Source organism: Candidatus Thiodictyon syntrophicum (assembly GCF_002813775.1).
Classification (GTDB): domain Bacteria; phylum Pseudomonadota; class Gammaproteobacteria; order Chromatiales; family Chromatiaceae; genus Thiodictyon; species Thiodictyon syntrophicum.
Map to the genome: position 1 here is coordinate 1476267 of NZ_CP020370.1, position 22496 is coordinate 1498762.

14 protein-coding genes are annotated in these 22496 nt (G+C 66.6%); 7 read left to right on the forward strand and 7 right to left on the reverse strand.

What is annotated here, in order from left to right; all coding sequences use genetic code 11:
* Positions 1-158: 158 nt before the first annotated feature.
* Both THSYN_RS06390 and THSYN_RS06395 read left to right on the forward strand, forming a co-directional pair.
* On the forward strand, positions 159-3227 hold the full coding sequence (locus THSYN_RS06390; protein ID WP_100918397.1) for an N-6 DNA methylase: 3069 nt from the start codon (positions 159-161) through the stop codon (positions 3225-3227).
* Positions 3228-3229: 2 nt separating this feature from the next.
* Entirely contained in the window at positions 3230-5632 is a 2403-nt protein-coding gene (locus THSYN_RS06395; RefSeq protein WP_100918398.1) for a DEAD/DEAH box helicase family protein, read from the forward strand.
* 131 nt (positions 5633-5763) lie between these two features.
* On the opposite strand, the gene THSYN_RS06400 is transcribed toward THSYN_RS06395, so the two are convergent.
* Entirely contained in the window at positions 5764-8535 is a 2772-nt protein-coding gene (locus THSYN_RS06400; protein ID WP_157817494.1) for an autotransporter outer membrane beta-barrel domain-containing protein, read from the reverse strand.
* A gap of 17 nt (positions 8536-8552) precedes the next feature.
* Between THSYN_RS06400 and THSYN_RS33505 the strand changes: the two genes are divergently transcribed.
* Positions 8553-9017, forward strand: a complete 465-nt coding sequence (locus THSYN_RS33505) for a glycosyltransferase (RefSeq protein ID WP_157817495.1) — start codon at positions 8553-8555, stop codon at positions 9015-9017.
* An 849-nt stretch (positions 9018-9866) separates the two neighbouring features.
* Here the strand turns inward: THSYN_RS33505 and THSYN_RS06420 are convergent.
* The 4 genes from THSYN_RS06420 to THSYN_RS06435 form a co-directional block, all read right to left on the reverse strand.
* On the reverse strand, positions 9867-11102 hold the full coding sequence (locus THSYN_RS06420; protein WP_100918402.1) for an ABC transporter permease: 1236 nt from the start codon (positions 11100-11102) through the stop codon (positions 9867-9869).
* Complete coding sequence (locus THSYN_RS06425; RefSeq protein WP_100918403.1) at positions 11095-11802, reverse strand: ABC transporter ATP-binding protein; 708 nt, start codon at positions 11800-11802, stop codon at positions 11095-11097. The genes THSYN_RS06420 and THSYN_RS06425 overlap by 8 nt, the downstream gene beginning before the upstream one ends.
* A 10-nt stretch (positions 11803-11812) precedes the next feature.
* The gene (locus tag THSYN_RS06430) at positions 11813-13909 is read right to left on the reverse strand and encodes a vWA domain-containing protein (RefSeq protein WP_100918404.1); all 2097 of its coding nucleotides are present in this window, start codon (positions 13907-13909) and stop codon (positions 11813-11815) included.
* Between the two features lie 65 nt (positions 13910-13974).
* The gene (locus THSYN_RS06435) at positions 13975-14853 is read right to left on the reverse strand and encodes an RpnC/YadD family protein (protein ID WP_100918405.1); all 879 of its coding nucleotides are present in this window, start codon (positions 14851-14853) and stop codon (positions 13975-13977) included.
* A gap of 182 nt (positions 14854-15035) precedes the next feature.
* On the opposite strand from THSYN_RS06435, the gene THSYN_RS06440 reads away from it, so the two are divergent.
* Positions 15036-16883: a formylglycine-generating enzyme family protein gene (locus THSYN_RS06440; protein ID WP_100918406.1), complete on the forward strand. Its 1848-nt coding sequence runs from the start codon at positions 15036-15038 to the stop codon at positions 16881-16883.
* A 180-nt stretch (positions 16884-17063) separates the two neighbouring features.
* Here THSYN_RS06440 and THSYN_RS06445 read toward each other — a convergent pair whose 3' ends face one another.
* Positions 17064-17960 carry an RpnC/YadD family protein gene (locus THSYN_RS06445; protein WP_100918407.1) on the reverse strand — a complete coding sequence of 299 codons (897 nt, stop codon included), beginning with the start codon at positions 17958-17960 and terminating at the stop codon, positions 17064-17066.
* Between the two features lie 256 nt (positions 17961-18216).
* Between THSYN_RS06445 and THSYN_RS06450 the strand changes: the two genes are divergently transcribed.
* Both THSYN_RS06450 and THSYN_RS06455 read left to right on the forward strand, forming a co-directional pair.
* The gene (locus tag THSYN_RS06450; RefSeq protein ID WP_157817496.1) at positions 18217-18585 is read left to right on the forward strand and encodes a hypothetical protein; all 369 of its coding nucleotides are present in this window, start codon (positions 18217-18219) and stop codon (positions 18583-18585) included.
* The gene (locus THSYN_RS06455; RefSeq protein WP_100918409.1) at positions 18582-20231 is read left to right on the forward strand and encodes a formylglycine-generating enzyme family protein; all 1650 of its coding nucleotides are present in this window, start codon (positions 18582-18584) and stop codon (positions 20229-20231) included. Before THSYN_RS06450 ends, THSYN_RS06455 begins: the two co-directional genes overlap by 4 nt.
* Positions 20232-20258: 27 nt before the next feature.
* Here THSYN_RS06455 and THSYN_RS06460 read toward each other — a convergent pair whose 3' ends face one another.
* Positions 20259-20453 carry a hypothetical protein gene (locus THSYN_RS06460; protein WP_100918410.1) on the reverse strand — a complete coding sequence of 65 codons (195 nt, stop codon included), beginning with the start codon at positions 20451-20453 and terminating at the stop codon, positions 20259-20261.
* A 340-nt stretch (positions 20454-20793) separates the two neighbouring features.
* On the opposite strand from THSYN_RS06460, the gene tnpC reads away from it, so the two are divergent.
* Entirely contained in the window at positions 20794-22380 is a 1587-nt protein-coding gene (tnpC, locus tag THSYN_RS06465) for an IS66 family transposase (RefSeq protein ID WP_100918411.1), read from the forward strand.
* Positions 22381-22496: the final 116 nt, after the last annotated feature.

The window sequence follows — 22496 nt, forward strand, 5'->3', positions numbered from 1 at the left end:
GGCCGAATATACTGTCGGTCCATCGCTGACAAGCATGACGGCAACCAGTTTGGAAACGCACGATCAAAGAGCAGCGCCGCGCGCTCGCCTTCCATCTCAAACCTGAAGGGGCGCGACAGACGGCGCCACCTCGCCGTTTATCTAACCCAAGGACTTCCATGGCCCGTTCCACCGTTCACTACGCCGATAAGGAAACCAACAACATCCTCAAGAAGCTGCACAATAAGCTGCGGCCGGCGGGGACCCCGGTGCAGCGGGTGGAATACATCATCGAATTGCTGTTGCTGCGTATCTTCGAGGTCAAACTGGTACAGGACCCGGACTTCGCCCCGCTGCGCGCTGCCTTCAGGGGTGACAACGAGGGCCTGCTGTTTTCCTCCCTTCTCAGCCTGCCAAACGATGAGATCCTGCCGACCCTCAACCTCGATTTTTTCCCTTTTTACGCCGGTATACTGAGCGAGGCACGCAAGGTCTGGCGCGGCAACCTGAGCGACAAGGTCCAGGACCAACTGGTGCTGATCGAGGAGGTCTTCAGCAACTCCAACTTCACCAACAACGTGACCAGCGGCAACATGGCCGAGATCATCGGTCTGGTGGCGGAACTGGATAGTGACCGGCTGCTCAAGACCGACCTACTGGGCGATGCCATCGAATCGGCCCTCTCCGAGACCGGCGGCACCAAGGACATCGGCCTGCACCGCACCCCGGACCACATCCGCGAGTTCATGGTCGGCCTGGCGGCGCCGACCTTTCAGTCACGGCTGTTCGATCCCACCGTCGGTACCGGCGGCTTCATGTTCGACAGCTTTGAATATGTGCTGGAAGGCGTCTATCGCGAAGGGCACTGGCCAGGCCCCAAGTCACATCCCGAACTCGCCGCCTGGTTCAAGGCCTGGTTCGAGCACCATCCAGTGCCGGTGCCGTCCATCGAAGTCAATACCGACTTCTACCGGACCGGTGTCGGCGGCATCGAGTACCTGGGCATGGTGCGCAAGATGGCCGCCATCAACTTCTATGTCCGCGGACTCAACCCCGGTAATATCCGCCAGGGCGACGCACTGGAGAAGTTCGGAACCGAGATCAGGGCCAACAGCAAGAGCATCGTGCTCGCCAACCCGCCCTTCGGTGCACAGCGGGACAAGGAGTCCTATCCCAACGTCTGGAGCGAATACCCCACTGAGAGCGAGACGACCATCCTGTTCGTCAAGCTGATGCTGGAACTGATCAAGCCCGGCGGGGTCTGCGGGGTCATCGTCTCCGAGGGGTTCCTGACCTGGGACCAGAACAGCGCCCGCGCCCTGCGCCGCAGCCTGCTGGAAGACTGCGACCTGCAGGCGATCATCAGCCTGCCTCAGGGCGTCTTCGTCAGCAAGGGCGGGCAGGGACCCAAGACGTCCATCCTGTTGTTCGTCAAGGGCCGCCCCACCGAGCGGGTCTGGTTCTACAAGGTTACCAACGACGGCTATTCCATGGGCACCAACCGCAAGCCCATGCCCGGCTGCCAATTGGTCGAGGCGCTCGACCTGTTCCACACCTACGTGCGCGAGGGCCGGGAGCCGCCCGAGTCGCGCCATTCATTCTGTATCCCCGCGGAATGGATCAAGACCCTGGACCCGCGCATCAAGGACCGCATCCGCGCCGAGACCCGGGCCGAGATGGCCGTCAAGAGGGCCGCAGACCGGGACAAGCTGGAACAGAAGTGGGCGGCCCAGATCGCGGCCAAGCGGCTCACCGAGGGCGGGCGGTTGCAGCGGTTCGCTGATCACGCCGACCTGTGGCAAACCAAGACCGAGAGCGAGATCGCCCGCAAGATCGAGCGGGCGCACCTCTACTCATTCAACCTGCCGAACTACCGCAGCGCTTTATCCGCGGCGCAACTGGATGCCTGGCGCGCATTCGCGGCGAGCCAGGTGCGGGAGGCCGAGCCGGAAGACTTGCTGGAACGGAGATACCGCGCCGTTGCCGCCGCGCCGATCGAGCGTCTGGATGAACTCCTCTCGACGCTGGACCCGCGACATACGCTTGAACTCGATTGGGCAAGGCAGTTCCTGCAGGATGTCTCGGCCGACGAGTTCGTGCGTTACCCGCACTTGGGGACCTTGCAGGAGATCATTGCGTCGCAACAACGCTTGCCACGCGTACCTCTCAATGAGTTACTCAAGATACGGCGCGAGGTAATGATCCAATCCGATTATTCCGGCGAAGCCGACATTGTAGGGAAGATACGTTTCTCTGACGGAAAGTTATTCATGCGTGAGGATCGGGCTGCCGAGACCAATCTTCAGTGGGCCGAAAAAGGTGATTTGATTATTTCTAAAATTAATTTCCACCAAGGCGCAACGGCGATTAACGACGCAGGTCGAGTGCTAGCGTCCATGGATTATTTGATTTATACAGTGAACTCATCTCAGGCTTCCGCTGCCTTATTGGTTCGATTACTTCGTTATCCTGATTTCCTAGCCACCCTTGCAGCAAATAAACCTGGCGGCATAAAAGGTAGATCGCAGCCCGACTTTATCGAAAACCTCACGGTTCCGCTACCAGATTTAGTTGAACAGGAACGCGTTGCGTCAACATTGAGTCGCCATGATTCTATCATCCAAGGCGTGACCCTGGTTGAGAAGAATTGGAAGCTCGACCAGACGCTTTTCAGTGGACAGGAACAACAACTTTCTGCCATAGGAGAAATCGGTACAGGATCTACCCCATCCCGAAGTAATCTTGCGTATTTCGATGGTGATTTCCACTGGGTTCTGACCGCGGAAGTCAACGAATGCGATATCGAAAAAACCACGGAAACACTGACTGATCAGGCCGTACAGGATTACTGCCTGCGCATCTACCCGCCGGATACCATTCTCGTTGCCATGTACGGGCAGGGCGCAACACGAGGCAAAGCGGCTTACCTGCGTGTTCCCGCCGCCATCACCCAGAACTGCGCGGGAATCGTCATCACGCGCCCAGACGTGCTCCCGCGCTACGTTTATTACTACCTCCGCTCGATGTACGAGGAAATCCGGGGGCAGGAATACAGCGGGGGCGGTGTGCCTCACCTGAACCTGTCTGTCATCGCGAATCTGCGTGTGCCGATACCAAGCTTGGAAGAACAGCAAGCGGTCGTTGCGGAACTCGACCGTCAGGCGAAGCTGCTGGCCGATCTGCTTGGACTCAAAGCACAGGCGGAAGCCAAGGCACGCAAGATTCTGGACGAGATCTGGGAGTCCTGATCATGCCCAAGCCCAACAAGACCGGCATCTTCGACAACGAGGCATCGGCCGTCGACCTCCGGGTCTATGAGGCGCTGAAGGCACTGGGCTGGCGCTTGGGCGACACCCTGCTCTATCAACCGAGCTATGCCCTGACCGAGGATGAGCAGCGGGACTATCCCGGCAGCAAGTCCATCCGCCCGGACTTCGTCTTGCAGGACATCCAAGGCGAGGCACTGGCGGTGCTCGAGGACAAACTGGATGACCCGGCCAAGGCCCTGCCGAAGCTACGGCTCAAATACAGCCGGGTCCTGCGGCCCCGGTTCCTCTATGCCTGCGCCGCGGACGGGGCGGGCGGGCTCAAGCTGCTGTTCTTCGACCTCGCCTGGCGCGGGGTGGACGCGGCGGAGTTTCGGTCCGTCACCGATTTCATGACCCTGGACGCGATGAGGCTCAAACTGGAGCAGGACCGACAGAAACGCCGCCAACAGGAGATCCGCATCGATACCACCCTTGCCGGCGGCTTCGACCCGGCCGCCGGCAAGGAGCGCACCTATCAACTGGACTGCATCCGCATTCTGCTTGGACTCTATCGTGAGGGCAAGATGAAAATGCTGGTCCATATGGCCACCGGGCTCGGTAAGACCCGTACCCTGGTCGCCTTCGCCAAGGCGCTGTTGGACTATGCCCTGGCGCGCCGTGTCCTGTTCGTGGTGGACCGCCGCACCCTGGCGCATCAGGCCATCAAGAAGGGTTTCAGCCTGCTCTCGCCCGCGTACAACAGCCATTGGATCACCTCGGGGAGCTGGCGCGCCCATGCGAACAAGAATATCCATGTGGTGGTCATCGATACCCTGGAGCTGCTCTATGACCGCATCCCCAGTAACTTCTATGACCTGATCATCGTCGATGAATGTCATCGCTCCATCACGGTGAACCGTAATCTGGTCTTTGACCACTTCGTCTGTCCGCGGGTCGGTCTTACCGCTACTCCGCGCATCGCCGTCCCTGCCAAGGGGGCGACGATCGACGACGCCGACTTGGCTGTGAATGACACCTATTGCCTGTTCGGCTGCGCGTCCGGCGAGCCGGACTATTGTTTCGATCTGGAGCAGGGCATCAACGAGGGGTTCCTGGCGCCCTACGGCAAGGAGGAGCACATTACGGCCCTGACCCAGGAGGCGATGGATGCGGGCGTGCTCTATGACCATCTGCTGGACCCGGATACCCGCGCACGCATCGAACTGGGAAACGCGGAGCGGATCGCACTGGAGCAGCTCAATAAGCGCATTCTGAGCGAGGAACAGGCCAAGCGGTGGGCCGAGATCCTGCGTAAGGAGACGGACTATGGAGAGAAAGTGCTCGTCTTCGCCGCCAGCCAGGCCCATAGCCTGATGCTGGTGAAGGCGATCAATGCCGTCTTCAACTCGACCGACGACAGTCCGCGCTATGCAGAGGCAGTCATCTCGGACAACGACGATATCAACGAGTCGCTCAAGAACTGGTTCGAGCGGCCCTATTCCAACCCGCGGATCGTGGTGTCGGTGGATATCATGAGCACGGGCGTGGATATCCCCTGCCTGCGCTATGTCGCCTTCGGCGCACTGACCAAATCGGTTGCCAAGTATCTGCAGATGCTCGGACGCGGCACCCGGCTCGATCCGAAGACCGGCAAGTTCAGCTTCCAGATCCTGGATTTCGTGGGCCTGTGCAGGCGTATGGATGACAATGGGAAGGGGTCGCCCAAGCCCAATGAAAAGGTCGTGACCGGCGGGCCTGATGGGGGCGGGGCTGGCGGGGGCGGTGGCGCCCGGGTGGACGGGATTCTGGACAATCCGGACCCGGCCAGTCTGATTCAACGCACACTGATGACGCCTGAGGGTCTGAAGATCGTCGACAACATCCCCGTTGCTCGGGCGCGGGAGTTGTTCGAGAGCGGAGTGAAGTCGACCATGGACCCGCGCATTGCGCTCTTGCGCCGCAAGGTCTGGGAGGACAAGGACTACCAGCCGAGCGAGGAGGAACTGGCCCTGGTCATGGCCTGGGCCGCGGCGCCGGACGTGATCCTGAGCGAGGAACAGTTGCAGCGGATCTACGATTACCCCGCGGGTTCGGTCTGGGACTTTTTCCTGGCGGTGCTCGGGGTGCGCAAGATCCCGACGACGCGTGATCGCATCGAATCGGGATTCGAGAGTTACCTGGCGCTCTATAATTTCACCGACGCGCAGGCGAGGGCCCTGGGTAAGATCAAGGACGCCTTCATCGCCAACCTGTCATCCCAGGGCCGGGTCGACCTGGATGCGATCTTCGCCAATCCGATCTATGCGCGGCTGATCGGCAGCTTCGAGGATATCAACCGCCAGTTCGACGGGCGACTCCGGGAGGTGGTGGCGGAAATGCAGGGCAATTTCAGGAATGCGGCATAGCCCGCGTAGGGCGGAACTCCGCAGGAGTTTCCGCCAGCCGGCTGACCGGCAGGACGGAGGATCGGCATTCGGATGTCATTCGCACCCCGCGACCTGCCGCAGCGCGAGGACCTGGTGACCGCGGCGGGGCGCTATCTGTACTGACCGGGGTGGTCGGCGCGGCCCCGGCCGGGCCGCCAATACCGGCCAAGCGCGCCCAGGAGCAGCAGGGCCAGGGTCGATGGGGCGGGGGCGGCGGCCTCGGTGACGGTCAGAATCCCCAGGCGCAGGGCTGCCGGGTCGAAGCCGAGACCCGGGGCGCCGGAGATCAGGACCTCGTCGAAGTCACCGAAGAGCCCGCCGCCCAGGTCGAGAAAGTCGAACCGGTCGCCGACCTTGGGCAGGAATCCGTCGATGAAGGCCAGGAGCAGGGTGCCGCCTAAGTGGACGTCGCCGGTGACGCTGAGCAGGTCGAAGCCAACCCCGGGATTCGCACCGCCGATCTCGATCTCAAGCAGGCCCCCGGCGTCCAGGAACAGGTCGCCCGCGAGGGTCAAGTGCCCGGGGCTGAGGCCCGGCCGCAGTGCGCCCCCGGCCATGACCTGGAAGGTCGGGCCGACCACCGAGCCGCCGCTGCCGAAGAACTGGCCGCCGGCCCCGATGAAGACGCCCTGCGTGGTGGTCAGGCGCCCGGTGGCGCTGACCTCCAGCACCCCGGCCAGGGGTGTGACAATCGCGTCCGGGTCGAGCAGGCCGCTGACGTTGCCGACATAGACCCCCTTGGCGGTGACGGCCGCACCCTCCCCGGAGACGCGCAGCTTGCCGCGCCCCTGAATGCCGACGGCGATGTTGTTGGCGATGTCCATGCGGGAGCCGGCCCCGGTGACCTCCACCAGCGGCTGGCCGTCGGCCAGCGCGGCGCCGATGCTCAGCCCCGGGGCACTCAGATGACCGCCGTCGAGCACCCGCACCTGACCGCGGGCGCCGACCTCCACCGCCTGCGCGACCATGGCGCCGAGGGCGTCCGGGTCTGCCGATGTCCCCTGAAAGGAAAAGTCGGCGCTGCCCCTGATATCCACCGTCGCCTGGATCCCGCTCCCGCCATAGGTACCCACCCGCAGCAGACCCAGGTCCAGGGCGGCCCCCGAATCCACCTGGAGGTGGCCGGTCGCCGTGGCGGTGGCGTTGCCCCCGAAGATGATGGCGCTGTTCTCACCGCCCTCGATGCGCCCGCCACTGCGCACCCGGACGGTCCCCTGGCCGCCCAGCCCCGGCAGGGTATCGATGCCGCCGACGCCCAGGATCCCGGCATCGCTGGAGAGGCGGACCAGGCCCCCCGCGGCGACGTCCAGGAGTCCCTGGCCGCGATGCCCGACCATGAAGGCGCCATCGCCGCCCATCTCGAACAGGGCCCCGGTCCCGCCGATGCTCAGGGTACCCTGGCCGTCGTCGTCCCAGCCGATCCCGCCGCCCTGGGCCTTGAGGGTGCCGCCGGCCGCGACCTGTACGGTGCCGGTCCCGGCCACGCCGATGCCCACCAGGCCGGCGTCGAGGGTCGCGCCGGTCCCGACTGCCACGGACCCGGTGCCGCCCTCCTCCTGTCCGACGATCAGCCGGAAGGTATCGAGTACGGCCCCGTTGCTCAGTTGCGCCTGACCGATGCCGGCCCGGCCCACCACCAGGCGGTTGCTCAGGGTCGTCACGCCGTCGAGCTGCTCCGGGTTCGCGCCGCCGGCCACGAGCCCGCCGATGTCCGCCCTGGTCCCGGCCCCGTCCAGGGTGAGGGTGCCGGTCCCGAAGCGGGTTTGCACCCCGGCGCTGCCGGTGGTGGTCTCGGAGAAGGCGCCCAGCACCAGGTCCGGGGCGACGAAGGTCGCGCCCTCGGTGACGGTGACGAACCCCTGCCCGAGGGCCCCGGCGATGATCTCCCCCCGGCCGTTGAAGCCTGACCCGGCACCGCTGACCGCGATCTCCCCGCGGGCCGCCGCCAGGGCCTCCCCGTCCGTGCTGGCCCCGGCCCGACCGGCGTCGGCGCCCAGGACCAGGCCGACGCGCTCGGCGACCGCAAAGGTCCCGCCCATGTCCACCTTGACCAGGCCGTTGCTGCCGGCCCGCCCGCCGATGATGTTGAAGGGCGACTCGGTCAGCAGTTCCAGGCTGGCGCCGCGGCGCACGGCGATCTCGCCGCGGGCGGTCTCGCCGACGCGCAGGACGTCCGTTTTCAGGGGGGTGTCGAACAGGCTCAGCTTACCGTTCTGCGCCCCCGAGGCGGGTGGCAGCTCCGTCTGGCGCTGCACCAGCAGGTCCCCGGTCTCGATGGCGTCGCCGCGGGCCACGATCACCTGGGCATCCAGGACCTCGAAGCCGGCGACCTTGGGCACGGCGATGCCGCCGCTCTCCACGGTCAGGGTCCGATCGATGACCGCGTCGGGGATCAGGCCGTCACCGAAGACCAGGGTCATCTGCGGGCCAATGAACGTGATGGGGTTCCATTCGACCTGGCTGCCGCTCAACAGGGGCGCGCTGTCGGGCGTGGTCGTGGGACCCAGTAACCGGGGCGTGATTGCGGAATGCTCGTTCTGCCCATCCGGCGGTCGATCGACAGGCTCCGTGCGTTGCTCCTCAATGCGATTCAGCCGCAGCGGACCGGTGAGGTCCAGGTCGCGACAGCCCTCTTCGTAGGTGACCTGGCAGGTCGTGTCGCAGTTCCCGTCGGGACAAGAAATGAGGGAGGGACAGAACCTGGACACTTCTTGGCGGAAATACTGTTGCCCGAAGCCACAGGTGATGGCCTGCGCCGGGCCGGCCAGGGCCAAGGCCAGCGCGGCGATGCTGACGCTGGTCCCCAGGTTCCGGGCCGGGGCGCCGCCGAGCGCGCGACGTTCCCGAGTACCATCGCAGCGGTGGTCGACTGGCTGAATCATCCGGTGTTCCCCCGAGGTTGTCTTGTGGCGCATGTCTTGTTGGCGAACGAATACGGCGATGGTCTGGGCCATATCAACCATCTGCGCGCCCTGATCGCGCCCCTGCGCCCGTCGCCGCCTGGCGCGCCCGCGGCCTGCTGCTGCGCACCACCGCGGCCCCGTTCCCGCGGACCCTGGCCGCCGCGAGCGTCCTCATCCACGACGGCGGGCTCAACACGGCCAACGAGGCCCTGGCCCTGGGGCGACCGGTCATCGCCATGCCCGCCGGGCTGGAGAGCCAATTGACCGCCCGTCGGCTGGTCGGGCTTAAGATCGGAATCAGTCTGGCCGAGCCGGTAGAACCCGCGGACCTGGCCGCCGCGGTGCGCGACGCGCTGACCCTCGGTGTCCCGGCCTACGCCCTGTCACGGCACATTCAGCGTCCGTTCGGCCTGCCGACGACCCTGGCCGTGATCGAGCGCCTGTTGGGATCGACGGTGTGACGCCGCCGCGCGCCGGGTTGTCCGACGCGGCACTGGCATACCAAAACCAAGTAAATTGGTCAAGATACTAGCGCACCCCCATCCGCACCGCAATGCCTGCCGGTTCCTCATCAGGTCCCGACTGGCCGACCCTGAGTGGCCGGAGGCCGGCTGGGCGGATGCCGTCAGGCCTGCCTTGATCATAATTCCGCCCACTCGTCCGGCCCCGGAGTCGCCTACCCTTTGTCGAACATTCGCACCCCGCGACGTGCCGCAGCGCGAGGACCTCATGACGGCCGGGCTCTTGACGATTGGCAGAGGCCGATGTCTTCCTGGCGGGCGGTCTGCGGGAAGCCGCCGACCAGTAGATAGCGCTGGAAGAGCGCCAACAGCGGGCGCAGTTGTGCCGCAACCTGGGACAAGTTAGATGTGCTTGGTCTGGCGCAGGAGCAGTCCGGTCGCGCCGACACCGGCCTGGATCAGCTCGATTTCATCCCGGCCATCCCGCCGGCCGCGCAGTCGCTGGTCCGCGCCGCGGACCCTACGGGCGCGGAGCCCTCCAGTGGGCTCCGCTGTGCGGACCGGGCATGGCTGGCCGGAGCTACGTCAAGGCCGTCCACGAGAGGGGCTAGGAACAGGGGGTAAACGGTTACCCTGCGCAAGGTTATCGACCACATCGACGAACTGCGCTTCCGTTCCCAGACCGAGAAGCACGAGCTGTCGCATCTCTATGAGGCCAAGATCAAGAACATGGGCAACGCGGGCCGCAACGGGGGTGAATACTACACCCCGCGCCCGCTCAGAATCCGGGCGCTACGATAATCTCGACAACGACAACGACAACGACAACGACAATGGCGCTTCGCGGTCTTAAATGTCGCGCAACGCCTCCGCCGGATCGATCCGGCTCGCCCGGTACCCGGCAGCGAGCGCGGCGATGACTGCGACCAGGAGCGTGGCGGCGGCAGCGGCGCCGAGCTGCCTTGGCTCCAGCCGGCAGACATAGCCCTGCCCGGCCAGGTTTTGACCCAGGCTGCGGTTGAAGGCGGCGGCGCCGGCCAGGTAGGCCAGGGCGGCGAGGGCGAAGGCGAGTGCGGCGATCACGGCGGACTGGATGAGCGGCATCAGGACCACGGTGCCGTTGGGGAAGCCGAAGAGGCGCAGCAGGGCCAGATCCCGGCGCTTGCGCTCGACGTTCACCCAGAGCGCGCCGCCCAGGGCCAGGGCGCAGCCGCCGAGCCCGATCAGGGCGATGACCCGCAGGATGAATGAGAGGGTGCGGTCGAAGGCGCGCACGGTGGCGATCCGCTCGGCCTGGGTGCGGACCTCGATCCCCTGGTCACGCATGGCTGCGGCCAGGGTGTCGACCCCGTCCAGGTCGCGGGCATAGACGCGGGCGCCCGCATACTCGGCACGCTCGCCGACGACGCCGCCGTGCAGGTCCGCGTCGCTGAGGTCTGCGCGCAGGCCGTCGCGGTAGTCCTCGGCGGCGACCAGCAGGTCCGGGTGGGTGAGGACCGCCTCGCGGGCGAGGCTCGCTTGCGGGATGACGGCGATGACGGTCAGGGTGAACCGGGCGGCCTGTGGGGTGCCATTGCGGGTGCGGCGCAAGACCCCGGTCAGGGGCGACCCGGGAGAGACGCCGATCCGCTCGGCCAGGGTCGCGGTCAGCAGTACCTGGTCCGCCTGGGCGGGGGAGGGCAGTCCGGGCGGCAGCAGGGGGTCGCCGGGGGCGGTCGGGATCAGGTCGAGCGCCTCATAGGGGCGCTGCGCCTGGTCCAGGAGGTCGATGGTGGCGTTGATGCTGCGCGTGCGGGGCAGGAGGAAGCCCAGGTCCGCGCGCGCACGCATGGCCGCGAACCAGGCGCGGTCCAGGCGGTGGGCGCCGTAGACGATGATCTCGCGGTTGCGCGGGTCGTTGAGCAGGTCCTGGCGCAGCGTGGCGATGACCCCGGTCTTGAGCCCGAGCAGCAGCATCAGGGGGGCGAGGATGGCGGCCACGGTCAGCACCAGCACCAGGGCGGTGCGGCGGTCGTGCCACAGGTCCTGGAGCGCCAGGCGTACCCACTCCAGACGGGATTGGCGGCGCGCGGGGTCGCTAGCCATCGAAGCGCGACCCGAACCCATCCGCCAGCGGCACCGCCCGGACCTCACGCAGTCCCCGGGCGCGCACCCGGTCCTGCTCATGGGTGGCGAGGATCACGCTGGTGCCCAGGCGCTCGACCAGGTGCAGGAAGAGCTCCATCACTTCCTCGCCCAGGCGCGGGTCCAGGGCGGAACTGGGTTCGTCCGCCAGCACCAGGCGCGGCCGGTGGGCCAGGGCGCGGGCGATGCAGGCGCGCTGGTATTGGCCGACGGAGAGCTGCGCCGGTTTCTTGTCGAGCAGGCGGCCGATCTGGAGTTGGTCGATGATGGTGTCCACGTCGGGGTCGCGCGCCGGCAGGCACAGCAGGCGGCGGTTGATCCCGATGTTGCCGGCGACGCTGAGATAGGGCAGCAGCCCCCCGGTCTGGAGCACGAAGCCGATGGCCGCGGCGCGCAGCCGCGCCAGGCGGGCGTGCCGGTCGCCTCGCCAGAGGGCGGCGAGGTCGTGCGGCTCCCCGTCCGTGGCGAAGCGAAAGCGTCCGGCGGTGAGCGGCCGCACCACCAGCCCCAACAGTTCCAGCGCGGTGCTCTTGCCGCAGCCGCTCTCCCCGGTGAGCGCGACGATCTCCCCCAGGTCCAGGGTCAGGGAGGCGATCAGCACCCGGAAGGCCTGGTCGCCGCTGCCGCGGGTGTAGCTCAGGTCGGCGCAGTCGAGCAGCATGGCGGGGACCTCAGGGGAGGTCCTTCAATGGGATCGGATAGACCGCCTCCCGGTTGCGCGGATTGTCGGCTTGGGCGATGTCGACCCAACCGAAGGTGTCGGCATAGTAAAGACCGTAGAGGGTGGCCTTCTTGCGCAGCCGGTCCACGAAGTCCGCCTGCCGCTGTATGCCCCAACTCGACCAGTCGCTGCGTCTGAGATCCAGCACGTCGCTCTTGTAGGGCAGACCCTCCAGATAGTCGAGCAGCAGGTCCTGGTGCGCCAGTTCCGCGGCGCGGCGGCGCCCGGTGGCCTGCGGGTCGCGCTCGAAGGTGGCGGCGATGGAGGCGAGCCGGTCATAGAACGCCTGGGTGCTGTTGGTGCCGTCCAGGTCCGCCTCGGCGGTGTCGATCACCTGCGCCACCAACTCCTTGAGGTCCGAGAGCTGATCGCGCGACATCAGCACCCGCACCTCGACCGGGCGCCGCCCGGGGTCGGCCAGGTCAGTGTCGCCGATCCATGCCTCAAAGACCTCCGGGGCGGCCGTCTGGCGCTGTTCCCCCAGATAGGCCAGTTGCATGGCGTGTCCCAAGGAGGCGACGATGGCCTGGATGCGGGCGCGCTGGTCCGGGTCATCGGCCGCGTCCGCCGGGGCGGTGGTCGGCGCCCGGACGGCGGGGTCTGAAAGCGTCGCGTAGCCCTGGGCGCTGTGGTCGATCTGCTCGATGACGCCCCCCGCAAAGACGTCGATGGCCGACCGCAAGCGGTTGCGGGCGCCGTCGGCGATGGGGAAATACGCCTCCTGCTGGGTCATGGCGTTGCGCGCCAGGTCCTTGTATTGCTCTGCGGCCCGCGCCAGGTCGCCGACGCGCCGGGCCTCGGGGGTTTGCAGGTGCATGACCGTGATCGCCACCCCGGCGCGGCGGGCCAGGTCCTGGATGGCCGCGGCATTGAGGCCGGTGCGGGAGTCAACCCCCTGGACCGCCCGCTCCTTGGTCGCCACGGGCACTGGTGCGGACCCGGGTGCCGCGTTGAAGGTGCCGTCCAGGGCACCGGCATCGGTGATCAGCACGATGTGGCGGGCGTCGAACCGGTCCTTCCACTCGGGCATGTCCAGGGCGGCGCGCACCCCGGCGTAGGGGTCCTCGTCGAAGAAGTCAGTGGCGACCGGGGCCTCCTTCAGGGTCGCGATCCGGGCCAGGAAGTCGTCTCCGTTGCGGACCTGGGTGGGGGCGGCGAAGACCTTGGCGACATAGTCGAGCCGCCGGTTCTTCTCCGCGCTGGCCGTTTCGGCGCGGAAAGCGACCAGGCCGAAGGCGACCTTGTCGAGCAGTCCGGCGGCGCGGATGCGCTCGTAGAACTGCTTCACCGCGGCGCGCGTCTCGGCGATGTAGGGGCCCATGGAAACGGTGGAGTCGACCACGAAGACGATGGCGGCCTTGAAGTCCTTCAGTGGGTTCGCCGACGCTGTCGCTGGGGCGGGTGGCCGGGACTCGGGGCCAGGGGCCGCGGGCAGGGTCACGGAGGCGACCTTGAGTGCGCGTACGCTGCTGCCGACGCGGCTGCTGTAGTCCCTAAATTCCAGGATCGGCAGGAGATAGAACCGCTCATAGAGGTCCACAAAGGTCTCGGGCTCCAGGGCGACCACTCGCGGGTCCTGAGCGCCCGCGGCGATCCCCTGAATCAGGCTCCGCCCCGCCGTGGCCGGCGAGGGCGAATCCAGCACCGCGCGCAGTGAGTCCCAGTCGCGGAAAAAGATCAGCCGCTCGCGCCCCGCCGGGTTGGTCAGGGCCAGGGTCAATTGCTGATTCCAGGCCAGGGTCAGACCCGCCGGCACCCAGCCCAGGAGGTTCTTGCCCAGGGCATCGGTGCCGAGCCGCAGCCAGTCCTGACCCGCCCGGGTCTGGCGCTCGTAGACATAGAGACGGCTCAGGGCGTTGATCAGCCCTGTGCCGGCCTCGCCGGGCGTGTCGCTCGCCGCCGCCCCCGGTTTGGTCAGCACCCGTTGGTACAGGACCTTGGTGCCGGGCAGGATCAGGGGCGTCTCGGCCGCGACCGGGCAGGACAACATCGGCAGCAGGATCAGGGCGAGGGCCGCGAGCAGGTGGCGGGCAGGGCAGGGGGGCATGGTGCGTCTCACAGTTCGGTTCCTTTTTTTCCGTCGATGCGTTTCTGTCCCCGTACGCTGATCCGTCAGTGGATGACCTCGTCGATGCTCGCGGCGACCAGTGCGCGATCCAGCCACTCCAGCAGGGTCTCGGCGTCGGCAGACTCGATCCGCTGGCGCGTCGGCTCGGGGATGTCGCCGAATTTATGGCGCATCACGCGCATCAGTGCCACAACCTCGCCCTGCTGCACGCCCTCGTGCCTGCCTTTTTCGTGGAAACGTTGGTAAAAACTACTCACTGTTTGCGCCTCGCTCGGGTAGTCGCGTTCGTAGCGGGCACGCTCGTTGTCGTCGAGCGCGGCGTAGATGTCGATGAATTCTGCGTACTTGAGCCGCTTCTCCGGGTCCGGCTCCAAGCTGGTCAGACCGCGCACGGCAGCGGCGTAGACGGCAACCCTTTCCGCTGGCTCGTAGCGCATATTCGGGAGGTTGAGGCGGACCACGAGGTTGTCGCTGTCCTGGTACTGTCGAAAGGGCAGCCGCGACAGTTCGACACAGAGGAACCGAAAGCGCAGATAGGTCTCGCGGTCGCCACCCAGGTCGAAGGTGCGCTCCGACGGCCCGCCGCGCAGAAAGATTACCACCGGGACCACGCGTCTGGTCTGCAACAACTCGGCGATGTCGATGCAGTAGTGGGCCAGGCGGCTTGCCGAGAAGCGTGCCGGGTCAGTCTCCTCCTCGACCACGAAGACCAGGGCGGCCCGTCGGCCGTCGGGCCACTCCACCAGCAGGGGAATGTCCAGTTCCCGGAAGCGCTCGCCCAGGCGTTCCTTGAGCTGTTCTTCGCGCACCGGGGTGATGCGCACGTCCGGCGTGATCTGTTGCGCCTCGGACTCGGCAAAGAAGGCCAGGGCCTGACGCGGATAGTCGAGGACGAGGTTCTTGAAATTCTGATCGTGGTCCATGCGCCGATGGTAAACCAGATGGCGGGGATGCAGAAGCGGCGAAGCGGCCCGATGGCGAAGCCGCCGACCACAAGGAGCCCGCGGATTGCCCACGGACCCTGATCCGGTGCCCTAGGTCCCGACAATGCAGCCGTCCCCTCGGGTAACATGCGTCGCAATCCGAGTCCGAGGAGTCAGCCGCGTTGCGCGATCCCGTCGAGAAGCCCGCCGGCTCCCAGCCCTGGCCTTGCCTTGGGATCGCCGCGGCCTGCCTGTTACTCCCTTCGGCACCGCCGCGGGCCGCCCCGGCGCCGATCATTGCCTGGCCGGTGGCGCAATATAACCCCAATACGCTGCCCGATGACCTGATTCTGCCGCTGCCCTGCGGCGGGGCTATGGCCTTCCGCCCGGTGGCGACCGGCAAGTCGCCAGCGGGTGCGGCGGGACTCGCCCCGGAGCTGCAGCGGCTCTATGGGGTGGTGGGCCGGTTCGATCCATACCGAACGGGCATCGGCCATCTGCTGATCGGCAAATACGAGGTGACGCGGCTGCAATATCAGGCGGTCGCCGCGGCGGCCCGGGGCCTGGCGTGCCCCAGCCCCGACGCCCGGTCGGCCCTGCCCCAGGCGGAGGTCAATCGTCGGGATGCGGAAGGCTTCGGGCTCGACCTCTCCCAGTGGCTGGATGGGCGGAAGGACAAACTGCCCGATTGCACCGCGGGCCTGACCCCCTGCCTGCCGCGGGTCGATGGGGTCGCCGCCACGGTGCGCCTGCCCGGCGAGGACGAATGGACCTTCGCTGCCCGCGGGGGGCTCGCGGTCAGCGCCGCTGACTTTGCCGCGCCCGTCTACCCGATGCCGAAGGGTCTCGCCCGCACCCTCATCGGCAAGCGTGAAGGCGGCAGTGCTGCCGCACCGATCGGCGGCCCGCGCGCCAATCCGCTGGGGCTGCACGATATGCTGGGCAACGTCGAAGAGATCATGCTGGACCTCTACCGGGTAGAGGGGGCCACCGGCGAGATCGGCGGCTATGTGGTGCGCGGGGGCAGCTTCTATTCCGTGCCCGGTGAGATCGCCGTGACCTTGCGCCGGGAGGTGCCCCTGCTCAACAAGACCAGCGACACCGGCTTCCGCGTCGTGGCGGCCGTGCCGATCTATACCTCAACGCGGCGGATGGCGGAGGTCCAACAGCAGGGAACTGGCGGACCGGCGCCGACCCTGGTGCCAGAGCCAGCGCCGCCGGTTGCCCCGACCCCTGCGATTGCGGAGCCGCAAACAGGTCTCCCGGCTGGGTTCCGTGAGGAGCAGCTCGCACTGCCGGAGCCGCCCCCTGCGATTGCGGAGGCGCAAACACGCCTCCCCTTCGAGCCCGAGATGGTCGAGGTCCCTGGTGGTTCGTTTGACATGGGTTGCAGCCCCGGGGACGGTCAGTGCATCGACAACGAAAAACCGGTCCATCCGGTCTCGATCCGCCCCTTCCGCATGGGCCGATACGAGGTGACCCAGGCGCAATGGCAGGCGGTGATGGGCGAGAATCCAGCCCGCTTCAGAGGCGCCGAGCGGCCGGTGGAGCAGGTCTCCTGGGACGATGCCCAGGCGTACATCAAGGCGCTGAATACCAAGGCCAGTCCCGCCAAGCCATACCGGCTGGCGACCGAGGCCGAATGGGAATATGCCGCCCGCGCCGGGACCCGAACCCCCTATTGGTGGGGTCAGGAGATCGGCACGGGCAACGCCAATTGTTACAACTGCGGCAGCCGGTGGGATGACAAGGAGACCGCCCCGGTCGGCTCCTTCAAGCCCAACGCCTTCGGACTCTACGATACCACGGGCAATGTCTGGGAGTGGGTACAGGACTGCTACCACGAGCGGTACGCTGGTGCCCCGTCCGGCGGTTCGGAGTGGCGTGATGATTGTCTATCCGCTGGCCGGGTGTTGCGCGGCGGCTCCTGGTACAACCTCGCCTGGTACACGCGCGTCTCGCACCGCTTCAGGCTCACTCCCGCCTACCGCGGCGGAAGGCTCGGTCTGCGGCTGGCCCAGGACCTTTAACCTTTACACTTTACGACTCTTACCCTTTCTCTTCTTTTCCCCACGCCGCCCCCGCGGTCCGCGGGCGGGACCGCGACCATGACCGGCCCGGCCTTCACTATCATCCCGGCCACTGCGCTGACTGCGAGGCCGTTGGTCCGCACCGCGGACCCGACGGAAGGCTGAAGCCTTGGGCTCCGGTTAGTGGATGACCTCGTCGATGCTGGCGGCGACCAGTGCGCGGTCCAGCCATTTGAGCAGGGTTTCGGGGTCGGCGGCCTCGATCCGCTGGCGCGTCGGCTCGGGGATCTCGCCGAATTTATGGCGCATCACGCGCATCAGCGCTACGCCCTCGCCTTGGCGGACGCCTTGCTGAACACCCTGCTGCCTGCCTTCCTCTCGGAAACGTTGATAAAAACTACTCACTGTTTGCGCCTCGTTCGGGTAGTCGCGTTCGTAGCAGGCACGCTCGGTGTCGTCGAGTGCTGCGTAGATGTCAATGAATTCTGCGTACTTGAGCCGCTTCTCCGGGTCCGGCTCCAAGCTGGTCAGACCGCGCACGGCGGCGGCGTAGACCGCGACCCGTTCCGCCGGCTCGTAGTGCATATTCGGGAGGTTGAGGCGGACGACCAAATTGTCGCTGTCCTGGTACTGTCGATAGGGGAGCCGCGACAGTTCGACACAGAGGAAGCGAAAGCGCAGATAGGTTTCACGGTCGCCGCCCAAGTCGAAGGTCCGCTCCGACGGCCCGGGTCCGCCGCGCAAGAAGATCACCACCGGGACCACGCGCCGGGTCTGCAACAACTCGGCGATGTCGATGCAATAGTGGGCCAGGCGGCTGATCGAGAAGCGTGCCGGATCAGTCTCCTCCTCGACCACGAAGACCAGGGCCGCCCGCCGACCGTCGGGCCACTCCACCAGCAGGGGGATGTCCAGTTCCCGGAAGCGCTCGCCGAGGCGTTCCTTGAGTTGTTCTTCGCGCACCGGAGTGATGCGCACGTCCGGGGTGATCTGTTGCGCTTCAGACTCGGCGAAAAAGGCCAGGGCCTGACGCGGATAGTCGAGGACGAGGTTCTTGAAATTCTGGTCGTGGTCCATGCGCCGATGGTAAACCAGATGGCGGGGATGCAGAAGCGGCGAAGCGGCCCGATAGCGAAGCCGCCGACCACAAGGTGTCCGCGGACCGCCCCGAAACCCCATTCTGCCGCCCGGGTTCCGACAACGCGGGCGTCGGCTCGGGTACCATGCATAGGAACCCGCTCGCTATAAGGAGTCAGCCGTGTCGCGCGACGTCGTTGAGAAGCCCGCTACCTCACGCCCTTGGCCTCGCCTTGGGATCGCCGCTGTTTGCCTGTTGCTTCCAGCGCCCTTGTGGGCCGCCCCGGTGCCGGTCGTCACCTGGCCAACGGCGCAATACAACCCCAATCCGCTGCCCGACGACCTGATCCTGCCGCTGCCCTGCGGCGGGGCCATGGCCTTTCGGTCCGCGACCGCCCCAGCGCAGCCAGAACTGGCCCCAAAGGTCGCCGGGCGCGATTTCAGTGCCGTCGGAGGACCCTTCCGGGATGGGCAGGGCAAGCCCCGCTTGCTGGTCGGCAAGTACGAGGTCAACCGGCTTCAGGTCGCGGCGGTCGGGGCCTTCTCGAATGGCAGCGCTTGCCCCCGCCGCAACTTCCGGACGGACGGCTCGCGGCCTCCACGATCGGTTGGCAGGAGGCCATGACTTTCGGCGACGACTGGACCGGTTGGTCGCTCGCCCAGGGCCAAGCCATTCCGGACTGCACCGATGGTGCTGGCCCCTGTGTGCCGCGGGCCGACAGCGGCCCCGCCGAGGTCCGGCTGCCCTCCGAGGCCGAATGGGAATTCGCCGCCCGCGGCGGTCTGGCCGTCTCCGCCGAAACCTTCGCCCAGTCCCGCTTTCCCATGCCGGACGGCATCGGGCGTTACGCGTGGAGCAACGACAATGCAGGCGGTCAGGTCCACCCCATCGGCACCCGCGGCGCCAGTCCGCTCGGACTGCACGACCTCTATGGCAATGTCTCCGAGATGTTGCTGGACCGCACACTTAGCCGTACCCCCCAGGGTCAGACTCCGGTCTTCATCGTCCGCGGTGGCGGGCGCTATGACCCGTCCGAGAAACTCACCGCTGACCTGCGTTACGAGGTTCCCATCCACAACGAGGCCGGGCGGACACGCACCAGTGACACCGGATTCCGGGTGGTTGTCTCGACTGTGGGGGTGCCGAAGGTGTTGCCCCCGGCAACGACCAGCAACGCCCAAGACTCGGGCCACACCCCGGAGGTATCGGGCGGGACTCCGATGCGCAAAGAGGTCGAGCCTGACCTCACCGATGAAGAGCGCCGCGAGATTCGCGGCCAGCTTGATCGTCTCGGGCTTAATGCTGGTCCGCCGCCCGGCGGGTTGTGGTTCGCAGTTCTGGATCTCCTTCGCCGGCTCGGTATCGGTCATGGGCCGGACCTCTTAGGCGAGCGGGCGCGCGGCGCGCTGGCGACATTTCAGAAGAGTGCGAACCTGGAGGCTAGCGGGTTGGTGACCGCGGAAACACGCCAAGCGCTCAGGGTGGCGGTAGACGCACTGATCGCCAAAGAATTAGCCGAGGCGGAGCGTCGGGCGGAGCTGGAGCGTCAAGCGGAGCTGGTACGGCAGGCGGAAATAGAAAAGCAGGCGAAGCGGGACCGCCAAGCCGAGCAGGAACGTTTGGCCCGGCAGGCGATTGTCGAGCAAGAACGCCAGGCACAGCAGGCGGTTCTTGATCTTCTTTTGCCGATGGCGACATTGCCCGCCGGGTCCTTCGACATGGGCTGCCAATACCCATGTGATGCGAACGAGGGACCCGCCCATCGGGTCACTATCCGTGGCTTCCGCATCGGGAAATACAGCGTGACACAGGCACAATGGCAGACGATTATGAGCGCTAACCCCTCCCAATTAAAGGGCGACGAGCGGCCGGTGGACTCGGTATCCTGGTATGAAGCTCAGGAGTTTCTCAAACGCCTGAACGCCCAATTCCCCGGTAAGCCTTACCGCCTGCCGACTGAGGCAGAATGGGAATATGCCGCCCGCGGTGGACTCCATCCCGACTATTGTTCGGAATGTGCCAGTGTATCGAAAGGTAAAATCTTGGAGTGGGTACAGGACTGCTACCATTACAACTACGAAGGTGCCCCGTCCGACGGCTCAGAGTGGCGCTGGGGTCCTTGCCTTTCCGGTAACCGGGTGACACGCGGTGGTCCCTGGCTCAAGCTCGATTTCAAGCTCGATTGGTGCGAGCGTGTCACCAGCCGTGGCATGGGCGACCCCGGCGACCGCTACAAAGAACTCGGTCTTCGGTTGGCCCAGGACCTTTGACATTTTCCCTCTACGAGTTTACCTTTTTCAATCCGTATGGCGGCCTTGATCATTGAACCGGTCCTGAAACTCGCCGACGATGCGAAGGATCTCATCGAAGTCCGGCGCTTCGCCGAAAAACATCGGTCCCTTCATCTTCGCGTAGTCCGCCTTCCAGTATGGCAGGTTTTCGGTGGCGGGCCGTAGGCGCAGACGGCCCCGAGCCAGCGTCTCGTAGTCCATCCAACTCCAGCGAAAGTATGCCTGACGATGGGCGGCGATCCGCTCGAATAATCCTTCATCGGCGGTAACCGTTTAGCCCCCCCTGTTCTTAGCCCCCTCGCGGACGGCGTGACGTAGTTTCGGCCAGCCACGCCCGGTCCGCACAGCGGACCCTACGGGGAGGCTGCGCGCCCGTAGGGTCCGCTGTGCGGACCAGCGACCGCGCGGCCAGCGGGATGGCCGGGAGTCGGATGAATGCCTCGCCGACGATCATAAGCCTACGCGACAAAGCTCGACGGTCCTGGCAAACTATGGCCCAAGCTTCTATACGAGAGTGCGCCAGCGCCGCCACGCCCCCGCCATGCACCTGAGCGATCACGACCTCAGACAATTCGACGACGCCTACCTGCAGACGCTCACGTCGGCGCAGGCGCGGGTGCTGTTGGGCAAGGCGCTGGCGGACCTGAAGGCGGCGCGCGAGCGGCTGGGGCAGAACCCCTCCAACAGTTCGCGGCCACCGAGCACGCGGCTGCCGTGGGAGGGCACGGGCGGTCAGGACACGCCCGCTGGCCAGCCCGACGTCCCCGCGGGGTCGCAGGACGGGGCCGATGCGGCAGACACCCCCGGCGACGCTGAGCCGGCGGGGCCGGCGGCGCCCCGGCCGCGCCGTCAGGGCTCGCACCGGACGGTCACCGGCCAGCCCCCCGGTCGGCGCCCGGGCAGCCCGGGGCACAGCCGCACCCAGCACCTGCCGGTGGACGCCGAGCAGCCTCACCGGCCAACCTGCTGTGCGGGGTGCGGCCAGGCGTTGACGGATGCTCATGTGGCGCGGGCACACAACGCCCGCTACGAAATCGAGCTGATCCAGCCCGGTGCCAGCGCGACCGGACTGCTCCTGCGCCAGACCAAGCACATCTATTTTGAATGCTGCTGCGATTGCGGCCACTGGACGCAGGCGCAGCCGGGGCGCGCGGCGGGCGAGGTCGAGTGGACGGTGGCCCTGACCGAGTGGCATTTGGCCGGACCGTTGCTAGTGTCCTTCATCTGCGCCTTGAGCCAGCGCATGCGGTTGTCGCGGGCGCGGGTCCGTGAGTTTCTGTCCGATTGGCTGGGTCTGGAGTTGTCGAGCGCGACCATCAACCAGTGCCTTCACGAAGCCGGACGGGCGGTGGCCCCGGTGGTCGAGGCGGAACTCTACGCGGCGGTGCGCAATGTCGAACTGCGCTATGCCGATGAAACCAGTTGGAAGGAGCATGGTCGGCTGCGGTGGCTGTGGGTGTTCACCTGTGCCACCGCCACGCTGTTCGTCGTTGGCAAGCGCTCGGTGGAGGTCGTGCGCCAGGTGCTCGGCGAGACCTTCAACGGCTGGTTGATGAGCGACGGCTTCTGGGCCTATCGCGACCTGGACCAACGGCTGCGCTGCCTGGCCCACCTGATCCGCAAGGCCCAGGCGCTGGAAGATGGCTTGGAACCGGCGGCCCAGCGCTTTGGCAGCGAGATCCTGACGGTCATCGCGACGGTGATGGCCGCCGTTTACGACGCCCGCGGCGCCCCGCCCCCCGTCGGGGTGTTGCGCGCACGGCATGCGCGGATGCTCAACGCCCTGCTCGACGAGTGCCTGCGTCAGGTCGATGCGCCGCATGAGAAGATGCGCGCGCTGGCGCGCGAGTTGTTCAACGACTGGGACACCTTCTGGGTGGTACTCGACCATCCGGAGTTGCCGTTGACCAACAACGAAGCCGAGCGCGCCCTGCGCCACTGGGTCATCGCCCGCCGCATCGGCATGGGGACCCGCACCGCGCAGGGCACCCGCGCCTTCGCCCACCTGGCCAGCGTCATCGAGACCTGTCGCAAACGCGCCGTCTCGCCCTGGCCGTATCTGGCCGAGGTAGTCCGCCAGCGCCGCCAAGGGCTTCAGGCCCCGCCGTTGCCCTTACCTGCCATCTGACCGATCGCCGCGACCGGCCGTGATCATAATTGCGGCCCGGCCGCGGCTGGCACGCGTCGCAGCCGGGGTCGCTCCTACGGCGTCGGAGCGGTTCCCGGCCGCGACGGGCCGCCGCA

Coding starts and splice junctions, on each gene's coding strand:
- THSYN_RS06390 (WP_100918397.1), top strand. CDS start 159: ATGGCCCGTTCCACCGTTCACTACGCCGATAAGGAAACCAACAACATC.
- THSYN_RS06395 (WP_100918398.1), top strand. CDS start 3,230: ATGCCCAAGCCCAACAAGACCGGCATCTTCGACAACGAGGCATCGGCC.
- THSYN_RS06400 (WP_157817494.1), bottom strand. CDS start 8,535: ATGATTCAGCCAGTCGACCACCGCTGCGATGGTACTCGGGAACGTCGC.
- THSYN_RS06420 (WP_100918402.1), bottom strand. CDS start 11,102: ATGGCTAGCGACCCCGCGCGCCGCCAATCCCGTCTGGAGTGGGTACGC.
- THSYN_RS06425 (WP_100918403.1), bottom strand. CDS start 11,802: ATGCTGCTCGACTGCGCCGACCTGAGCTACACCCGCGGCAGCGGCGAC.
- THSYN_RS06430 (WP_100918404.1), bottom strand. CDS start 13,909: ATGCCCCCCTGCCCTGCCCGCCACCTGCTCGCGGCCCTCGCCCTGATC.
- THSYN_RS06435 (WP_100918405.1), bottom strand. CDS start 14,853: ATGGACCACGATCAGAATTTCAAGAACCTCGTCCTCGACTATCCGCGT.
- THSYN_RS06445 (WP_100918407.1), bottom strand. CDS start 17,960: ATGGACCACGACCAGAATTTCAAGAACCTCGTCCTCGACTATCCGCGT.
- THSYN_RS06455 (WP_100918409.1), top strand. CDS start 18,582: ATGACTTTCGGCGACGACTGGACCGGTTGGTCGCTCGCCCAGGGCCAA.
- THSYN_RS06460 (WP_100918410.1), bottom strand. CDS start 20,453: ATGGACTACGAGACGCTGGCTCGGGGCCGTCTGCGCCTACGGCCCGCC.
- tnpC (WP_100918411.1), top strand. CDS start 20,794: ATGCACCTGAGCGATCACGACCTCAGACAATTCGACGACGCCTACCTG.